Genomic DNA, 16,634 nt, shown 5'->3' with positions numbered 1-16,634 from the left:
CCCTTTCTTTTGTTGTTTTTATTATTTGTTATACGTCGTCGTACAACATTGGGCGGGATATTTACGGGGTTTTCTGGGTGTGTCAAGCAGAAGTTATACGATGACCTGCCGAGCCTTGATATAAAGCGGGCACGGCCAAATGTGGGAGGGGGCTTGCTCCCGATAGCTGTGTGTCAGTCACAGATGATATGACTGATACACCGCTATCGGGAGCAAGCCCCCCGCCCACATTGACCGAGTTCAACTTTAAAAAATTGCCGTGGATTTATCCCGCCAGGACCATCGGAGGCAGGGTGCCAAGGAGTGAAACGGCGGCTACTGCGCAGACCCCCAGCAGCCACTCCACCATCACACTGGCCTTCAAGCTGCCCAGCCGCTGTTCGCAGCGATCAAGGCGCAACCGGTTCAGCAGCGCCAGCGCCAACATGCCCAGCACCAGCATCACCTTGATCAACAGAATCAGGGCAAACCCATTGAACAACGGCGTGGGCCAAAGTTGCCCGGTGAGCACGCGCACGTTGATCAAACCGGTTACCAGCAAGCCTGCGACCAGGCCGTAACCCACGCCGCTGAAGCGCCGCAAAATCGGCTCCATCCGCTGGTCTTGCGCGTGTCCGAGGATCAGCACCAGTAGCAGCAACCCACCCAGCCAGGCCCCTACGCACAGCAGATGCACCACTTGGTTGAGGATCAGCAATTGTCCACTCAGCCCGTCGAGCATGGCGCCATGGCCCACCGGTGCCAGAGTCGCCAGCAGTAGGGTGATCAACGGCAAACGCAAGGCCGGCCAGGGTTTGATCAGCACGATCACCAGCAGAACATTCAGCAGCAGATGCCAGGTCCATACCTGGCCGAAAAAGGTCTTGCCCAGCACCAATCGCACGGTGGCCGGTTGCAGCGCTGCGTCCCAACTGCCCGCCATGCTGGCGGTGATCAGCAGTAACCACGCCACGCCGGAGCCAAGCCCCAGCCAGGCCAGGCCACGGGTGATGCATAGCAGTTGCCGGTCCAGAGCCGGTTGTACCTGAGCGCCGAGCAGCCAGGGCCGGAGCACGCAAGCCCCGAACATGAGCAGCACGACGATAAAATGCAGGAAACGGCACAGCACCAGCAGGGTTGTCATGGGTTACTGGCCGACTTTGAAGCTGTATTCACCGCTGCTCTTGTGGGTGTCGACCGACACCGCATTCCACACCACTTTGTAATTGCCGCTCGCGAGCGGGGCAGCAGGGGTCACGACCAGGACTTTCTTGTCCGCGTCCGGGGTTTCCAGGTCCTTGATGGCGATTTCAGTGCCGTCCTTGCTCAGGGACACCTTGGTGAAGGTGGCTTCGACGCCCTCGGTGAAGGTCAGGCGCAGGTCTTTCGGTGCGGCGACATTGCTGTTGGCCGCAGGTTTTGCGCTCTCGAGGTGGGCATGGGCAAATGCCGCCGAGGCGCCCAGCAGAGAGGTGAGCAGGGCGACGGTGGTCAGGGCTTTCTTGATCAACATTGTTCAATACCAATCAATGGGTAGGAGCGGGCAGTGTACGAAGTTTCGGCTTGGCCTGTCGCCCCGATCTAGAGCCGGTGGTAGTCTTTAGGCCGTGTTGTTGTCAGGGAGCCCTTATGGGCAATCACAAGAGTGGAATTCGTCGAGTCAACGTCGAGAAAATCCTGTTGGCCGCAGAAAAAGTCTTCGCCGAAAAAGGCTATGGCAGCACCGCCATGGCCGACATCGCCGAAGAGGTGCAACTGCCTCGCTCTAACCTGCATTACTACTTCACCACCAAGAGCGAGCTGTACAGCGCGGTGCTGTTCGACCTGCTCGAGCTGTGGAAGCAGGACGCCCTGAGCTTCGAGACCTTCGACGACCCGCGGGTGGTGCTCAGCAGTTATATCCGAGCCAAGATGCAGCGCTCGCGGACGCGACCCTATGGCTCCAAGGTCTGGGCCAATGAAATCATCCACGGCGCGCCGACCCTCGGCGAGGCATTGGATGAAAGCCTGTACGACTGGGCCAAGATGAAGGAGGCGAAGATTCGCCAGTGGGTGGAAGACAAACGCATCCTGCCGGTGGAGCCTTCGAGCCTGCTGTATATGATCTGGGCCTCGACCCAGCACTATGCCGACTTTGATCACCAGGTGAAAATCTTGAATGATCACCAGCCTTTGTCGGATATGCAGTTTGAGAAAGCGATTCAGACGGTGACCAGCGTTATTTTGCGAGGGATCGGGTTGGAGCCTTGAGTCTTGTCGTGTGGCTGAGGGCCTCATCGGGGGCAAGCCCCCTCCCACAGTGGATCTATGTGAACCTGATCAAATGTGGGAGGGGGCTTGCTCCCGATAGCGGTCTAAAAGGCCTACACAGCCTCGCGATAAGGATTACGTGGATCGTGCGTCCAATTCAAAAACGGCTTGCCGGTGTCCATCGGCACCATCTCAATACAGTCCGCCACCGGGCAGGTGATCTGGCACAGGTTGCAGCCCACGCACTCATCATCAATCACTTCGTACTTATGCGTGCCATCTGCCTGCTTCAAACTGGCGATCGCCTGGTGCGAAGTATCCTCACAAGCAATGTGGCAACGCCCACAGCCGATACACGCCGCCTGGTCGATCCTGGCGATCACCTGGTAGTTGATATCCAGGTACTTCCAGTCTGTAGTGTTACCCACGGCCCGCCGCGAAAATGCCTGCAGGCTGGTGTAACCCTGGCTGTCCATCCAACGCGACAGCCCGTCCTTCATCTCGTCCACAATCCTGAAGCCATGCAGCATCGCCGCCGTGCACACCTGTACCGCGCCGCAGCCCAGGGCGACGAATTCCGCGGCATCGCGCCAGTTGCCGATACCGCCGATGCCGCAAATCGGCAGGCCCTGGGTCTGCGGGTCGCGGGCGATTTCGGCGACCATGTTCAGTGCTATCGGCTTGACCGCCGAACCGCAGTAACCGCCGTGGGTGCTCTGAGTGCCGACCACCGGCAGGGCGACCATGCGCTCCAAGTCTACGCTGGTGATGGAATTGATGGTGTTGATCAACGACACCGCGTCCGCACCGCCGCGATACGCTGCTCTTGCTGCCACGCGGATATCGGTGATGTTGGGCGTGAGCTTGACGATCACCGGCAGCGAGCAATACGTCTTGCACCAGCGTGTCACCTGTTCCACATACTCCGGTACCTGGCCGACCGCTGCGCCCATGCCACGTTCGGGCATGCCGTGGGGGCAGCCGAAGTTCAGTTCGATGCCGTCGCAACCGGTGGCCTCCACCAGGGGCAGAATATTTTTCCAGGATTCTTCAACGCACGGCACCATCAGCGACACGATCAGCGCACGGTCGGGCCAGTCTTTTTTGACCTGGGTGATTTCCCGCAGGTTGATCTCCAGGGAACGGTCGGTGATCAGTTCGATATTGTTGATGCCCAGCACTTCGCGATTGGCCCCGTAATGCGCTGAGTAACGCGACGACACGTTGACCGCCGCGGGGTCTTCCCCAAGGGTTTTCCACACCACGCCGCCCCAGCCGGCTTCGAAAGCGCGGACCACGTTATAGGCTTTGTCGGTGGGCGGCGCGGAGGCCAGCCAGAATGGATTGGGGGCCTTGATACCGGCGAATACAATCGAGAGATCGGCCATTACGCAGCCTCCACATTCAGCATGAGTTGAGCGTGCATGGCCTCGGCGGCCAGCTTGCCATGTTGCACGGCCTGGACGGTGAGGTCCTGGCCGAGGCTGACGCAATCACCGCCGGCATACACGCCAGGGATGCTGGTGCGCAGCTGTTCGTCGACAAAGATGCGCTCGCCCACGCGGTGCAGTTGCTGGGCCAGCGGGTCGTGCAGCGCGTCGCCGTCAAACCCTTGGCCGATGGCCTTGAAGATCGCATCGGCGGCCAGCTCGAAGGTTTCGCCAGTGGGCAGCAGGCGACCGTTATCCAGGTGAGTACGGGCGAAGCGCATGCCGCGGACTCGTCCCTGATCGTCGAGTAACACTTCTTCGGGTTGGGCCCAGGTTAACAACCGCACCTGATTGGCCTTGGCAATGTCCTGTTCGTGGTGGGTTGCGCCCATGTCCGCGAGGCCGCGGCGGTACACGAGGTTCACATCCCGTGCACCGAGGCGGGCCATCTGCACGGCCATGTCGATGGCGGTATTGCCGGCGCCGAGTACGATGCAGCGGTCGGCCAGGGGCAATTGGCTGAGGTCATCGGCCTGGCGCAGTTCGCGGATGTAGTCGGTGGCGGCGAGTAGGCCCGGGGCCTCTTCGTGGGGTAAGCCGAGCTGTTTGCTGGCGGCCAGGCCTAGGCCAAGGAACACCGAATCGAACTGCTGGTGCAGCTCGCTCAAGCTCAGGTTGTCGCCCAGGCGCTGGCCGTGGCGGATTTCGATGCCGCCGATCTGCAGGAGGAAATCCAGTTCCTTCTGGGCAAAGTCATCCACCAGTTTGTATTTGGCGATCCCGTACTCGTTCAGGCCACCGGCTTTTTCCCGGGCTTCGAAAATCACCACGTCATGGCCGTGCAATGCAGCGCGGTGGGCGCAGGCCAGGCCCGCCGGCCCGGCGCCGACCACGGCGATGCGTTTGCCGGTGGGCGCGGCGCGTTGGAAAGGGTGTTCGTTGAAGTGCGCGTTATCGATGGCGTAGCGTTGCAACAGGCCGATCAGCACCGGGGCGCATTCTTCGGCGTTGTTACGTACACAGGCTTGCTGGCAGAGGATCTCCGTGGGGCAGACTCGGGCGCAGCTGCCGCCGAGGATGTTGGCCGAGAGGATTTTCTGCGCAGCACCCTGGACGTTGTCGGTGTGGATATTGCGGATGAACGACGGGATATCGATCTCGCTGGGGCACGCATTCACGCATGGCGCATCGTAGCAGTACAGGCAGCGCGAGGCTTCCAGTTGGGCTTGGCGGGCGTTAAGGGGCGGTGCTAGGTCGGTGAATTGGCTGGCGAGGGTGGCCCCGTCTTCTCGGGGGTGGGGGAGGTGGGTCAGGGTCTGGATCACGGTGGTGGCCTCACGGTTTTTTTTGGATTGCCTCTATGTGGGCATTTTTGTTGGCTGTACTGGCCTCATCGGGGGCAAGCCCCCTCCCACACTGGATCTATGTGAACCCGATCAAATGTGGGAGGGGCGGTGCGACGATTCGACTTGCCCCCGATGGCGGTATCAGCGCTTCACAGCAACCGGCCGGGAATGCTCCGCCCGCTTGCTCAACTGCTCAAACACCGACGGGTACGCGGGCCGCTCCACATAGCGCCCGGCGCCACGTTCGGCGCGCAGGTCGCCATCGGCCCAGACCAGCTTGCCCTGGCTGATGGTGTGGCTCGGCACGCCGCGTACGGTCTTGCCTTCGAAGATGTTGAAGTCGACCTGCTGATGGTGAGTCTTGGCCGAAATGGTTCGCGTGCCTTGCGGATCCCACAGCACCAGGTCGGCGTCGGCACCTACGCGCACTGCGCCTTTGCGTGGGTAGAGGTTGAAGATCTTCGCGGTGTTGGTGGAGGTCAGCGCAACGAACTCCTGCATCGACAGGCGCCCGGTGTTGACGCCTTCGTGCCACAGCAGCGCCATGCGGTCTTCGATGCCGGCGGTGCCGTTGGGGATCTTGCTGAAGTCGTCACGCCCAGCGGCTTTTTGTTCGGCGCAAAAGCAGCAGTGGTCGGTGGCGGTGGTGTGCAGGTTGCCCGATTGCAGGCCGTGCCATAGAGCCTCCTGGTGCCCGCGCGGGCGGAAAGGCGGGCTCATCACATAGCCGGCGGCTGTCTGCCAGTCGGGGTGCTGGTAGACGCTGTCATCCAGCAACAAGTGGCCGGCGAGCACCTCGCCGTAGACCGCCTGGCCCTTGCCCCGGGCGTAGGTGATCTCATCCAGCGCTTCCTTGGTCGACACATGCACCAGGTACAGTGGCGTACCGATGGTCTCGGCAATACGAATCGCCCGGCTGGCCGCTTCGCCTTCCACCTGGGACGGGCGCGACAGCGGATGCGCTTCCGGCCCGGTGATGCCCTGGGCCATCAGCTTGCGTTGCAGGTGGTACACCAGCTCGCCGTTTTCGGCATGTACGGTGGGCACCGCGCCCAGTTCCAGGCAGCGCTCGAAGCTGGCCACCAGGGTGTCGTCGGCAGCCATGATCGCGTTCTTGTAGGCCATGAAATGCTTGAAGCTGTTGATGCCGTGATGGCTGACCAGCTCGGCCATTTCTTCGCGTACCTGTTCGCTCCACCAGGTGATTGCCACATGAAAGCCGTAGTCGGAGGCGGACTTCTCTGCCCAGCCGCGCCACTGGTGAAACGCTTCCATCAGCGATTGCTGCGGGTTGGGAATCACGAAGTCGATGATCGATGTGGTGCCACCGGCCAGACCCGCCGCCGTACCACTGAAAAAGTCTTCACTGGCCACGGTGCCCATGAAGGGTAGTTGCATATGGGTATGGGGGTCGATGCCGCCCGGCATCAGGTATTGGCCGCTGCCATCGAGTATTTCAGTGCCGGCGGGTATATCCAGATCCGTGCCAATGGCGCGAATTAGACCGCCTGCGCATAAAACATCGGCGCGGTAACTTTCATCATGGGTAATAACGGTGGCGCCACGGATCAACAGCGACATGTCGAGTTCCTCACAGGCTTGACCGGCTTGTGCCAGTTCTAAGTGTTGTAATGCTGCACGCCGATGGTCGGTTAATTCCTGTCATCGGTGACAGGAATAGAAACTAGCCCGAGTTTTTAGATTGAGCAAGAAGATTTTTCTTCAGCTTTTTCTGACATTAAGCTACTGATTTATAGAGTAAAAATTACTGAGTCACCAAAATGTAGCAACACTTCACCGTTTTGACGCACTTGACAGGTTCTGCTTTTGAGCAACATTTCTTATTGCAAATCAGACGCTTGAGATATGCCTCTTGACGGCGTCGGCAAATAAAAATAATTGTGTTGCACCAGATTGAGTCCGGACGGTTCGGATAACGTTGGCGTTATGTAGTCTGCATAACGTCGACGGACGCCTGAATACAATCTGAAAGTTGAATAACATCAGCACGTTATATAAGCGGTGCGGGTTCAAGTTGGGTTGTCGGCACGGTAATTGAGTGCAGTGGCGGCTGGCAGGAGCCCGTGATGTCATGTTGTTTACGCGGTACTCCGGCCACCTGGACACAACGTGCAGGTGAGCAACAATAATTTTAAAAAAACCGTGGAGCGGCCATGCAACAGAACAGATCGCAAGTCATCGAGCGCAACGGCCTGTATGAACTCGACGCCGGCCCCGACGTCCTCGACAGCCCTCGCTACAACCACGACATGGCACCCACCAAGGTGCACGAGCGCACCTGGAACAAATGGCACATCACCGCGTTGTGGGTCGGCATGTCGATCTGCGTGCCCACCTACACCCTGGGCGGTGTGCTCACCGCGTATTTCGGGCTGTCGGTGGGCGAGGCGCTGATGGCGATCCTGCTGGCCAATATCGTGGTGCTGATCCCGCTGACCCTCAACGCTTTTCCAGGCACCAAGTACGGCATTCCGTTTCCAGTGCTGCTGCGCTCGTCATTCGGCATTCTCGGTTCCAACGTGCCGTGCCTGATTCGCGCGTTGGTGGCCTGTGGCTGGTTTGGTATCCAGACGATGTTTGGAGGGTTGGCGATTCACCTGTTCCTGGGTTCGATTTTCGACGGCTGGAAGGCCCTTGGTGGTACCGGTGAGGTGATCGGTTTCATGATCTTCTGGTGCCTGAACCTGTGGGTGGTGCTGCGTGGTGCCGAGTCGATCAAGCGCCTGGAAACCTTGTCGGCACCGCTGCTGGTGGCCGTGGGGGTTGGCCTGCTGGTGTGGGCGATGCCGAATGTGTCCCTCAGCGAATTGATGGCGATCCCACCCAAGCGCCCCGAAGGCGCGAGCCTCACCGGTTATTTCATGGCGGGGCTGACGGCGATGGTGGGGTTCTGGGCTACCTTGTCGCTTAACATTCCCGACTTCAGCCGCTACGCCAAGAGCCAGAAAGACCAGATCCTCGGGCAGATTTTCGGCTTGCCGCTGACCATGTTCCTGTTCGCCGCCCTCGGCGTGATCATGACCGCCGCCTCGGTAAAACTGGTGGGGGTCAGTGTCTCCGACCCGGTGACCCTGATAGGCCATATCCAGAGCCCGGTATGGGTGGCCGTGGCGATGGCGCTGATCATTGTCGCCACTTTGTCCACCAACACAGCGGCGAACATTGTCTCGCCCACCAACGACTTCCAGAACATTGCGCCCAAGCTGATCAACCGCACCACGGCGGTGATCCTGACCGGTCTGGTCGGGCTGGCACTGATGGCCCATGAGCTGCTGAAAAAACTCGGCTTGATCGTTTCCGATGTGAGCCTGGAGACGGTGTATTCCAACTGGCTGCTGGGCTATTCGAGCCTGCTGGGGCCGATTGCCGGGATCATGGTGGTGGACTACTTCATCACCCGCAGACAGCAGCTGGACCTGGCGGGCTTGTACCGCGATGACGTGTACCCCGCCTGGAACTGGAGCGGTTTTATCGCCTTTGGTGTGCCGGTGGTGCTGACGCTGCTGTCCCTGGGCAGTGATGCGTTCAGCTGGTTCTACAGCTATGGCTGGTTTACCGGCTCGGCCTTGGGTGGAGTGTTGTATTACGGTTTGAATGCCAAGCGTGCGACCAACCCAGTGGCTGCCAAATCACCGTTGTAGTGAATATGAAATGCAATCATAAGAAATACAGCCTGAGGAGATCCCCATGAACGCTGCCCTCGACGTTCTGCAATCGACCCATCAGCACATCAACCGCGACCGCCTGTGGCAGTCGCTGATGGACCTGGCCAAACTCGGCGCCACCCCCAAGGGCGGGGTGTGTCGCCTGGCCCTTACCGACCTCGACCGCAAGGCCCGCGACCTCTTCGTGCAGTGGTGCGAAGCGGCCGGTTGCACAGTGACCGTCGACGGCATCGGCAATATCTTCGCCCGCCGCCCGGGCCGCAATCCCGACCTGCCCCCGGTGATGACCGGCAGCCACATCGACACCCAGCCCACCGGCGGCAAGTTCGACGGATGCTTTGGTGTGTTGGCCGGCGTGGAAGTGTTGCGCACGCTCAACGATTTAAAGATCGAAACCGAGGCGCCGCTGGAAGTGGTGGTGTGGACCAACGAAGAAGGTTCGCGTTTCCCGCCGTGCATGATGGGCTCCGGGGTGTTCGCCGAGAAGTTCAGCCTGGCCGATACCTTGGCCAAGGTCGATGTAGATGGCGTCAGTGTCGGCGACGCATTGAACGCGATTGGCTACGCGGGCACACGCCCTGAGAGCGGGCATAAGGTCGGCGCGTATTTTGAAGCCCATATCGAACAGGGGCCGATCCTGGAAGATGAAAAGAAAACCATCGGCGTGGTGCTCGGCGCCCTGGGGCAAAAGTGGTTCGACCTGAAACTGCGTGGCGTGGAAGCCCATGCGGGGCCGACGCCCATGCACCTGCGCAAGGATGCCCTGGTGGGTGCGGCAGCGGTGGTGGCAGCGGTGAATGCGGCCGCGCTTGGGCACCAGCCTCATGCATGCGGCACCGTGGGTTGCCTGCAGGCGTATCCGGGCTCGCGCAACGTGATTCCCGGTGAAGTGCGCATGACCCTCGACTTCCGTCACCTGGAACCTGCGCGGTTGGATTCGATGATTGCCCAGGTACGCCAGGTGATCGATGACACCTGTGCCAAACATGGCCTGACTTACGAGATGGAACCTACCGCTGATTTCCCGCCGTTGTACTTCGACAAAGGCTGTGTCGATGCCGTGCGCGATGCGGCCAATAGCCTGGGCCTGTCGAACATGGATATCGTCAGCGGGGCAGGGCACGACGCGATCTTCGTCGCCGAGCTGGGCCCGGCGGGGATGATCTTCGTGCCGTGTGAAGGTGGCATCAGCCATAACGAAATCGAGAACGCCGCGCCGGATGATTTGGCGGCGGGATGTGCGGTGTTGTTAAGGGCGATGGTGGCGGCCTCAACGGCAATCGCCAGCGGCAAGTTAGCCGCTTGAAATGCAGTAAAAAAATGTGGGAGGGGGCTTGCTCCCGATAGCGGTGGGTCAGGTACATGTGTATTAACTGAACCACCGCTATCGGGAGCAAGCCCCCTCCCACATTTGAATTGTATTTGGAGTTATACCCAGATGGCATCCCACAGTGGGTAGTCGCCAATCCGCTCGACCAACCCCGCTCGCAATGGATTGGCCACCACATACCGTGCCATTTTCACCAGGTCATCTTCCTTGCGCAGGGCACGGTCATGGAAGCTCTCCTGCCACAACCGCCCCTTACGGCCGCTTGCACCATTCACGGTGCGCGTGCTTTTCGATTTCACCTGACACATCAAATCCGCCAGCGAGCCTTTTCGCAGCTCGACGATCCAATGAAAGTGGTCGGGCATGATCACCCATGCCAGAGAGTTCGCCAGTCTTTGGTATTGAGCGATGCGAAATTGCCAGACCACCAGGCGACCGAGATAAAAGTCGCTGAAGATGGGTAGGCGTTCATGGGTGTTGGTGGTGATGAGGTAGATGCGATTCGGCTCGCTGAATCGACCGATGCGCAGGCGGTGTGAAGCGGGTAAATCTGCCATTCGCTGGCCCTCTCAGATGTGTCTAGGGAGGCTAGACCGCAGAGCAAGAAGCTGGCGGGTAGGCTTTTGGCAGGATGTGTCTGGAAGGGCGCTATCGGGAGCAAGCCCCCTCCCACATGAGTTGCGCAGTGTTCATTCATTGTGTGTCTGGCGCAGAACCAGTGTGGGAGGGGGCTTGCTCCCGATTGCAGTATTTGAATCACAGCATCATTGACTGACTCACCGCCATCGGGTGTAGGGTGATGTCAGGCCCCAGGCTGCCAGCCGCCGCCGAGTGCGGTCACGAGTCCCACACTCGCCTGCAACTGCCGCGTCTGCACCGCCTGCAATGTCCGCTGCGCCTGCAACGCCGCTGTCTGGGCGGTGACCACATCCAGGTAACTCACGGCCCCGGCCTGATAGCTGTTCATCGCCAGGGCTTGGGTATGCCGTGCCGCATCCGCCGCTGCCTGTTCATCCTGCGCTTGCTGCTGCAAATCCCTTAGCTGCCCCAGGTTATCTTCGACCTCTCTCACGGCTTTCAACACCTGACTACGGTACTGCGCCGATGCCTCTTCAAACTCGGCCTTGGCCTGGCGTTCGTTGGCACTCAACCGCCCTCCATCAAAGATTGGCAGATTCACCAGCGGCCCCAGCGCCCAATAGCGATTGCCTGCAGACAGCAGGTTACCCACGCCTTGGGTTTGCCCGCCAATCAACCCGGTCAGGCTGAAATCCGGATACCACGCGGCCTTGGCCACGCCGATATTCGCGTTGGCCGCAAACACCCGTCGTTCCGCCGCGGCGATGTCCGGGCGGCGTTGCAGCAGGTGGCTCGGCAACTGCGACGGAACCCCCGGCAACGCAAGCAACTGGGGGCTGGGTGGCAATGAAAAATCGCTGGCCGCCACCCCCACCAATTCACCAATGGCATGCTCGGTCAGGTTGCGTTGCCCACGCACTTCATCGCGTTCGGCCTTGGCTTGCGCCAGTTGGTTTTGTGCGCGGGTCAGGTCCAGCTCCGAAGCAATCTGGCCTTCATAACGGTTGCGGGTCAGCTGTAGCGCCTGGCGGAAATCCTCCAGTGAGCTGTCGAGTATCCGGCCCTGTGCATCCAACCCATTGAGCTGCACATACAAGCTCGCCAATTGGTGTTGAAGGCTCAATCGCGCCACCGCCAGGTCATCCGCGGACGCTTGCGCCTGGGCATTCCCGGCAGCCACTTGGTTGCGGATTTTGCCCCACAGGTCGAGGTCATAGCTCAGGGAAAAGCCGGCGGTGTTGCTGTTGTACACCGACGGCTGCGTGCTCCCCCGCAACGGTCGCGAATCCGATTGTCGCTGGCGCAGCGGTTGTGCACTGGCGGTGAGTTGCGGGAACAGGCCGGCATGCAACTGGCTGGCATACGCTTGGGACGCATCGAAATGCGCCAGCGCTGCCGCCAGGTCGGGGTTGGCCTGGAGTAGGCGCTGTTGCAGGTTATCCAGCGTTGGGTCGTTGTAGAGCTTCCACCATTCGGGCGCCAATTGGTCGGACGGTTGTGCGCTGTGCCACGGTCCGTCGCTGGTCTGTTCGCGGTAATGAGTCGGCAGGTCCACCCTCGGCATTGTGTAGGTGGGCGCCATCGAGCACCCCTGCAATGCCAGCAGCATCAGTGCGGCGAGGGGTTTAAGCCTTGGGCGCATGGGCACCTCCGGAGGCGTCAGCCAGTTGCACCGAGTCGCCTTCGCGCAGGGCGTCAGGCGGGTTGTCGATGATGCGGTCGGCGGGCTTCAGGCCTTGGTCGATCACCAGGCGTTCGCCCAGGTCGAGGCCGATATGAATGGCTTGCAAGTGCACATGATTGTGCTTGTCCAGCACCGCAACCTGGGTGCCCTGGGCGCGGAAGATCAAGGCGCTGGCCGGGATGCTCACGCCATGGGTATCGGCCGGGATCGGCAGGGTGGCTTCGGCGTAATCGCCGGGCAGCAGTTCGCCGTTGGGGTTGTCGGCGACGAACTGGGCAAGCAGGGTGCCGGAGCGGCGGTCGATGGCGGTGGAGTCACCGATCAGGCGCGCCTTGAAGTGCTCGCCAGGGTGTTCGGGCACGGTCAGCTCGGCTTCCAGGCCAGGATGGATCACCGCTGCATAGTTCTGCGGCACCGGCACATACAGGCGCAACTGGTGAGTGTCGGTAATGTTGAACAGCTCAGGGTCGCTGTCGGTATCGGCCTTGATCAACTGGCCGATATCGGTGTTGCGCGCAGTAATGGTGCCGGCGAATGGCGCCCGAATGGTCTTGTAGCTCTCCAGCGCCGACAGTCGCGCATAGTCGGCAGCGGCGGCCTGGGCGTTGGCCTTGGCCGCCGCGGCGTTGGAGGTTTTTTCATCGGCCTCCTGGCGCGATACCGAGTGGCTGGCCAGCAGGTTTTGCCAACGGGTCGCGCTGGTGGCGGCCAGGCGCGCATTCGCTTGTTGTTGGATCAGCCGCGCATGGGCCTGGGCCAGTTGTTGATCAAGGTCGGGGCTGTCGATTTCGGCGAGGATCTGCCCGGCCTGGACCTGGCTGCCGATGTCGACTTTCCAGTCCTTCAAGTAGCCGCTGACCCGCGCATGGATCGGTGCCTTGCTCCAGGCCTCGAGGTGCGCGGGCAGGCGCAGGGTATCGCCGGCGGCGTTCTGCTTGGGTTGAAACACCATCACTTGGGGGATGGCGGCGGCCTCGGTCCAGGCAGTGACCGATTGTTCGTGCAGCGTGCGAGCGTGCAGGCCGCTGGCGACCAACAGGGCGGCCAACGTCAGGCCGCCGGCACCCATGAGCATCAGACGCTTGCGCGAGGGTTTTTGATCAGACGACATGTGCGGTTTCTCCAGCTGCAGCGCGAGTAGGGTGACGACCGTGGACCAGGCTGAAGACCACGGGAACAAACAACAGGGTGGCGAGGGTGGCGAAGATCAGTCCGCCGATGACCGCACGGCCGAGCGGGGCGTTTTGCTCCTCGGAAATCGCCAGGGGCAGCATGCCGATGATCATCGCCAGGGCGGTCATGCACACCGGGCGGAAGCGTGTGTAGCCCGCCTCAAGCGCCGCCTTCAATGCATCGCCATGTTCGGCCAGGCGTTCACGGCAGAAGCTCACCACCAGGATCGAGTTGGCGGTGGCCACGCCCATGCATAAGATGGCTCCGGTAAGGGCCGGCACCGACAATGAGGTACCACTGAGGAACAGCATCCACACGATGCCCGCCAGTGCAGCCGGCAAGGCCGTGATGATCACAAAGGGGTCGGCCCAGGATTGGAAATTGACCACGATCAGCAGATAGATCAGCACCACCGCGCCGAGCAAACCGAAACTCAAGCCACTGAACGCCTCATGCAGCGCATCGATCTGCCCATGCAGGCTGATCGTCGCGCCCTTGGGGCGCATGGCGGCGGTGTCATCCAGGACTTTTTGCACGTCGCGGGCGACGCCGCCGAGGTCGCGGCCTTGTACGTTGGCATACAGGTCCAGGGTCGGTTCGATGTTGTAGTGGGTGACCACCGCCGGGCTTTGCACACGGGAAATGGTGGCCACGCCGCCAAGGATCTGCGACTGGCCATCGGCGCCGGTCACGGGTAGCGCTTCCAGGGACGGCAAGCTGTCGAGGCGGTATTGCGGGGTGGCAGCAACAATGGAATAGGACACGCCATTGGCCGGGTTAAGCCAGAAGGTCGGTGCGGTTTGCGAGCTGCCAGCGAGGGAGGCGACCATGCTGTTGGTGACGTCGCGCTCGGTGATGCCCAGGCCATTGGCACGCATGCGGTCGACATTCACCTGCAATGATGGATAGCCGGTGGACTGCTGGATACGCAGGTCGGCGATGCCCGGCACATGTTGCAGGCGTCGCTCCAGTTCCACGGCGTAGGCGCGGTTTTCTTCATCGCTGCGCCCGGAGATTTTTACATCCAGCGGGGCCGGCGCGCCGAAGTTGAGGATCTGGCTGCTGATGTCGGCCGGCAGGAAGGCGAAGTGGCTGCCGGGGAAACTCTGCGGCAGGGCTTCACGCAGTTTTTTCACGTAGTCGGCAGTGGGCGCATGGTCTTTTTTCAGGGTGACCTGGATGTCGCCATCCTGCGGGCCAATGGTGCCGCTGCTGCTGTAGGCCATGTCGATGCCGCTTAGCGGGATGCCGATATTGTCGACGATGGTGTCCAGTTCTTCGGCGGGGATCACTTCACGGATCCGCGCTTCGATGCGGTCGAAGGCCGCGGCGCTTTCCTCGATGCGCGTGCCCAGCGGCAAACGCACGTGCAGCGCCAGGGCTCCTGCATCGGTGGCCGGGAAAAAGTCCTGGCCCAGGCTTGGCAGTAGCAGGAATGACGCGAGTACACAGGCCAGAAAACCCACGATAAAGCGCTTGCGATGACCCAGGGCCAACGTCAGCAAGCCATAGTAGGTGTCGCGGATATTCGAGAAGTGGCGCTCGAAACCTTGCTGGAAATTCAATACGGCTTGCAGCGCGGCATTGCGCGGCTGCTTGTGCTGCTCGCCTTCATGGTGGTTGATGAACGCGTCTTCAGGATGATGCCCAACGCCTGGCTCCGGTGTGTGCGGCTTGAGCAGAAACATCGCCAGTGTCGGCACCAGGGTGCGCGACAGGATGAACGAACTGGCCATGGCAAAGATCACCGCCAGGGCCATCGGCCGGAACAGATAACCGGCGATGCCTTGCAGCAAGAACATCGGCACGAACACGATGCAGATGCACAGCAGCGAGACGAATGCCGGGCCGACGATTTGTGCGGCACCGTCGAGGATCGCAGTCTTCACCGCCTTGCCTTGTTCCAGGTGCCAGTTGATGTTTTCGATGGTCACCGTGGCGTCGTCTACCAGGATCCCCACCGCCAACGCCAGCCCGCCGAGGGTCATCACGTTGAGGGTTTGCCCGCTGACCGCCAGCAGCGCAATGGCCGACAGTACCGCCAGGGGAATCGACGCGGCAATGATCAGGGTCGAGCGCCAGCTGCCGAGGAACAGCAGGATCATCGCGCTGGTCAGCAACGCGGCGATGATGCCTTCCTGGGCCACACTGCCCACCGATTGCTTGACGAACACCGAGGCATCACCCAGCAGTGAGGTTTTCAGTGAAGGCGGCAGGGTTTCGTTGATGCGTGGCAGCATCTGGCGGATGCCGTCGATGATCGACAGGGTAGAGATGCTGCCGTTCTTCAACGCCGGCATCAGCACCGCGCGATGGCCGTCGACGCGCACGATGTTGGTCTGTGGTGGCGAGCCGTCGCGCACGTGGGCCACTTGGCCGATGGTGATCAGCGCACCATCGACGGTCTTGATCGGCAGGTCGTTGAGCTCATCGATCGCCTTGGGGCTGTTGTTGAGCAAAATCGTGTATTCGTTGGGGCCGAGCTTGGCGGTGCCCACCGGGATGATCTGGTTCTGCAACGCCAGGGCATTGCCCACGTCCTGGGCCGACAAGCCTTTGGCGGCGAGGGCCTGCGGGTCAAGGTCGAGGGTGATCTGCCGTTGCTTGCCGCCCATCGGCGTAGGCATAGCCAAGCCGGGCAGGGCGCTCAGGGGCAGGCGGATATTGTTCTGCACCAGGTCGCGGATCTTGGCTTCCGAGAGGCTGGGGCTGGAGAACGCCATTTGCAGGATCGGCACCGTGGAGGCGCTGTAGTTGAGGATCAGCGGTGGGGTAATGCCCGGTGGCATCTGCTTGAGCACGGTTTGTGACACCGCCGTGACCTGGGCGTTGGCGGTGCGGATATCGACCCCCGGCTGGAAGAAGATCTTGACGATGCCCATGCCGGGCAGCGATTGCGATTCGATATGTTCGATGTCGTTGACGGTGGTGCTCAAGGAGCGTTCGTAGGTGTAGATCACCCGCCCGGCCATGGCGTCCGGGGACAGGCCGTTGTATTGCCAGACCACGGCGACCACCGGGATACCGATATCGGGGAACACGTCAGTAGGCGTGCGCAGGGCCGCCATGGGCCCGATGATGCAGATGAATATGGCCAACACGATGAACGTGTACGGCTTTTGCAGTGCGGTCTTTACCAGCCCGAGCATGCGTGAGTCTCCGAGAAAAGCAGGGTTG

12 protein-coding genes are annotated in these 16,634 nt (G+C 61.0%); 3 read left to right on the top strand and 9 right to left on the bottom strand.

Annotation, left to right across the window (positions count from 1 at the left end; all coding sequences use genetic code 11):
• Positions 1-265: 265 nt before the first annotated feature.
• Together copD and copC are read right to left on the bottom strand one after the other, a co-directional pair.
• On the bottom strand, positions 266-1,123 hold the full coding sequence (copD, locus tag ASD70_RS12795) for a copper homeostasis membrane protein CopD (RefSeq protein ID WP_056846618.1): 858 nt from the start codon (positions 1,121-1,123) through the stop codon (positions 266-268).
• Between the two features lie 3 nt (positions 1,124-1,126).
• Entirely contained in the window at positions 1,127-1,492 is a 366-nt protein-coding gene (copC, locus tag ASD70_RS12790) for a copper homeostasis periplasmic binding protein CopC (protein WP_046068731.1), read from the bottom strand.
• 116 nt (positions 1,493-1,608) lie between these two features.
• On the opposite strand from copC, the gene ASD70_RS12785 reads away from it, so the two are divergent.
• Positions 1,609-2,229, top strand: a complete 621-nt coding sequence (locus ASD70_RS12785) for a TetR/AcrR family transcriptional regulator (RefSeq protein ID WP_043048725.1) — start codon at positions 1,609-1,611, stop codon at positions 2,227-2,229.
• Between the two features lie 113 nt (positions 2,230-2,342).
• Here ASD70_RS12785 and preA read toward each other — a convergent pair whose 3' ends face one another.
• From preA to hydA, 3 genes are all read right to left on the bottom strand, one after another.
• Complete coding sequence (preA, locus tag ASD70_RS12780) at positions 2,343-3,617, bottom strand: NAD-dependent dihydropyrimidine dehydrogenase subunit PreA (protein ID WP_056846617.1); 1,275 nt, start codon at positions 3,615-3,617, stop codon at positions 2,343-2,345.
• On the bottom strand, positions 3,617-4,984 hold the full coding sequence (locus tag ASD70_RS12775; RefSeq protein ID WP_046068729.1) for an NAD(P)-dependent oxidoreductase: 1,368 nt from the start codon (positions 4,982-4,984) through the stop codon (positions 3,617-3,619). Before ASD70_RS12775 ends, preA begins: the two co-directional genes overlap by 1 nt.
• Before the next feature lie 162 nt (positions 4,985-5,146).
• A complete protein-coding gene (gene hydA / locus ASD70_RS12770) occupies positions 5,147-6,586 on the bottom strand; it encodes a dihydropyrimidinase (RefSeq protein ID WP_046068728.1) in 1,440 nt (479 codons plus the stop codon).
• A 593-nt stretch (positions 6,587-7,179) separates the two neighbouring features.
• Between hydA and ASD70_RS12765 the strand changes: the two genes are divergently transcribed.
• Complete coding sequence (locus ASD70_RS12765) at positions 7,180-8,667, top strand: NCS1 family nucleobase:cation symporter-1 (RefSeq protein WP_056846616.1); 1,488 nt, start codon at positions 7,180-7,182, stop codon at positions 8,665-8,667.
• A gap of 46 nt (positions 8,668-8,713) precedes the next feature.
• Entirely contained in the window at positions 8,714-9,997 is a 1,284-nt protein-coding gene (locus ASD70_RS12760) for a Zn-dependent hydrolase (protein WP_056846615.1), read from the top strand.
• 122 nt (positions 9,998-10,119) lie between these two features.
• Here ASD70_RS12760 and ASD70_RS12755 read toward each other — a convergent pair whose 3' ends face one another.
• The 4 genes from ASD70_RS12755 to ASD70_RS12740 form a co-directional block, all read right to left on the bottom strand.
• Positions 10,120-10,578, bottom strand: a complete 459-nt coding sequence (locus ASD70_RS12755) for an REP-associated tyrosine transposase (protein WP_056846614.1) — start codon at positions 10,576-10,578, stop codon at positions 10,120-10,122.
• Positions 10,579-10,823: 245 nt separating this feature from the next.
• The gene (locus ASD70_RS12750; RefSeq protein ID WP_056846613.1) at positions 10,824-12,242 is read right to left on the bottom strand and encodes an efflux transporter outer membrane subunit; all 1,419 of its coding nucleotides are present in this window, start codon (positions 12,240-12,242) and stop codon (positions 10,824-10,826) included.
• Positions 12,226-13,395, bottom strand: coding sequence for an efflux RND transporter periplasmic adaptor subunit (locus ASD70_RS12745; RefSeq protein WP_056846612.1), 1,170 nt, complete (start codon positions 13,393-13,395; stop codon positions 12,226-12,228). The genes ASD70_RS12750 and ASD70_RS12745 overlap by 17 nt, the downstream gene beginning before the upstream one ends.
• Positions 13,385-16,606: an efflux RND transporter permease subunit gene (locus ASD70_RS12740; RefSeq protein WP_056846611.1), complete on the bottom strand. Its 3,222-nt coding sequence runs from the start codon at positions 16,604-16,606 to the stop codon at positions 13,385-13,387. Before ASD70_RS12740 ends, ASD70_RS12745 begins: the two co-directional genes overlap by 11 nt.
• Positions 16,607-16,634: the final 28 nt, after the last annotated feature.

The sequence above is a fragment of the Pseudomonas sp. Root569 genome (genome assembly GCF_001427465.1).
GTDB classification, from domain to species: domain Bacteria; phylum Pseudomonadota; class Gammaproteobacteria; order Pseudomonadales; family Pseudomonadaceae; genus Aquipseudomonas; species Aquipseudomonas synxantha.
Note: the sequence above shows the minus strand (reverse complement) of the source record. Positions and strands in the feature narration are given on the sequence as shown.

Bases quoted from the DNA above. Each gene is read 5' to 3' on its own strand.
- copD (WP_056846618.1), bottom strand. From the start codon at position 1,123: ATGACAACCCTGCTGGTGCTGTGCCGTTTCCTGCATTTTATCGTCGTG.
- copC (WP_046068731.1), bottom strand. From the start codon at position 1,492: ATGTTGATCAAGAAAGCCCTGACCACCGTCGCCCTGCTCACCTCTCTG.
- ASD70_RS12785 (WP_043048725.1), top strand. From the start codon at position 1,609: ATGGGCAATCACAAGAGTGGAATTCGTCGAGTCAACGTCGAGAAAATC.
- preA (WP_056846617.1), bottom strand. From the start codon at position 3,617: ATGGCCGATCTCTCGATTGTATTCGCCGGTATCAAGGCCCCCAATCCA.
- hydA (WP_046068728.1), bottom strand. From the start codon at position 6,586: ATGTCGCTGTTGATCCGTGGCGCCACCGTTATTACCCATGATGAAAGT.
- ASD70_RS12765 (WP_056846616.1), top strand. From the start codon at position 7,180: ATGCAACAGAACAGATCGCAAGTCATCGAGCGCAACGGCCTGTATGAA.
- ASD70_RS12760 (WP_056846615.1), top strand. From the start codon at position 8,714: ATGAACGCTGCCCTCGACGTTCTGCAATCGACCCATCAGCACATCAAC.
- ASD70_RS12755 (WP_056846614.1), bottom strand. From the start codon at position 10,578: ATGGCAGATTTACCCGCTTCACACCGCCTGCGCATCGGTCGATTCAGC.
- ASD70_RS12750 (WP_056846613.1), bottom strand. From the start codon at position 12,242: ATGCGCCCAAGGCTTAAACCCCTCGCCGCACTGATGCTGCTGGCATTG.
- ASD70_RS12745 (WP_056846612.1), bottom strand. From the start codon at position 13,395: ATGTCGTCTGATCAAAAACCCTCGCGCAAGCGTCTGATGCTCATGGGT.
- ASD70_RS12740 (WP_056846611.1), bottom strand. From the start codon at position 16,606: ATGCTCGGGCTGGTAAAGACCGCACTGCAAAAGCCGTACACGTTCATC.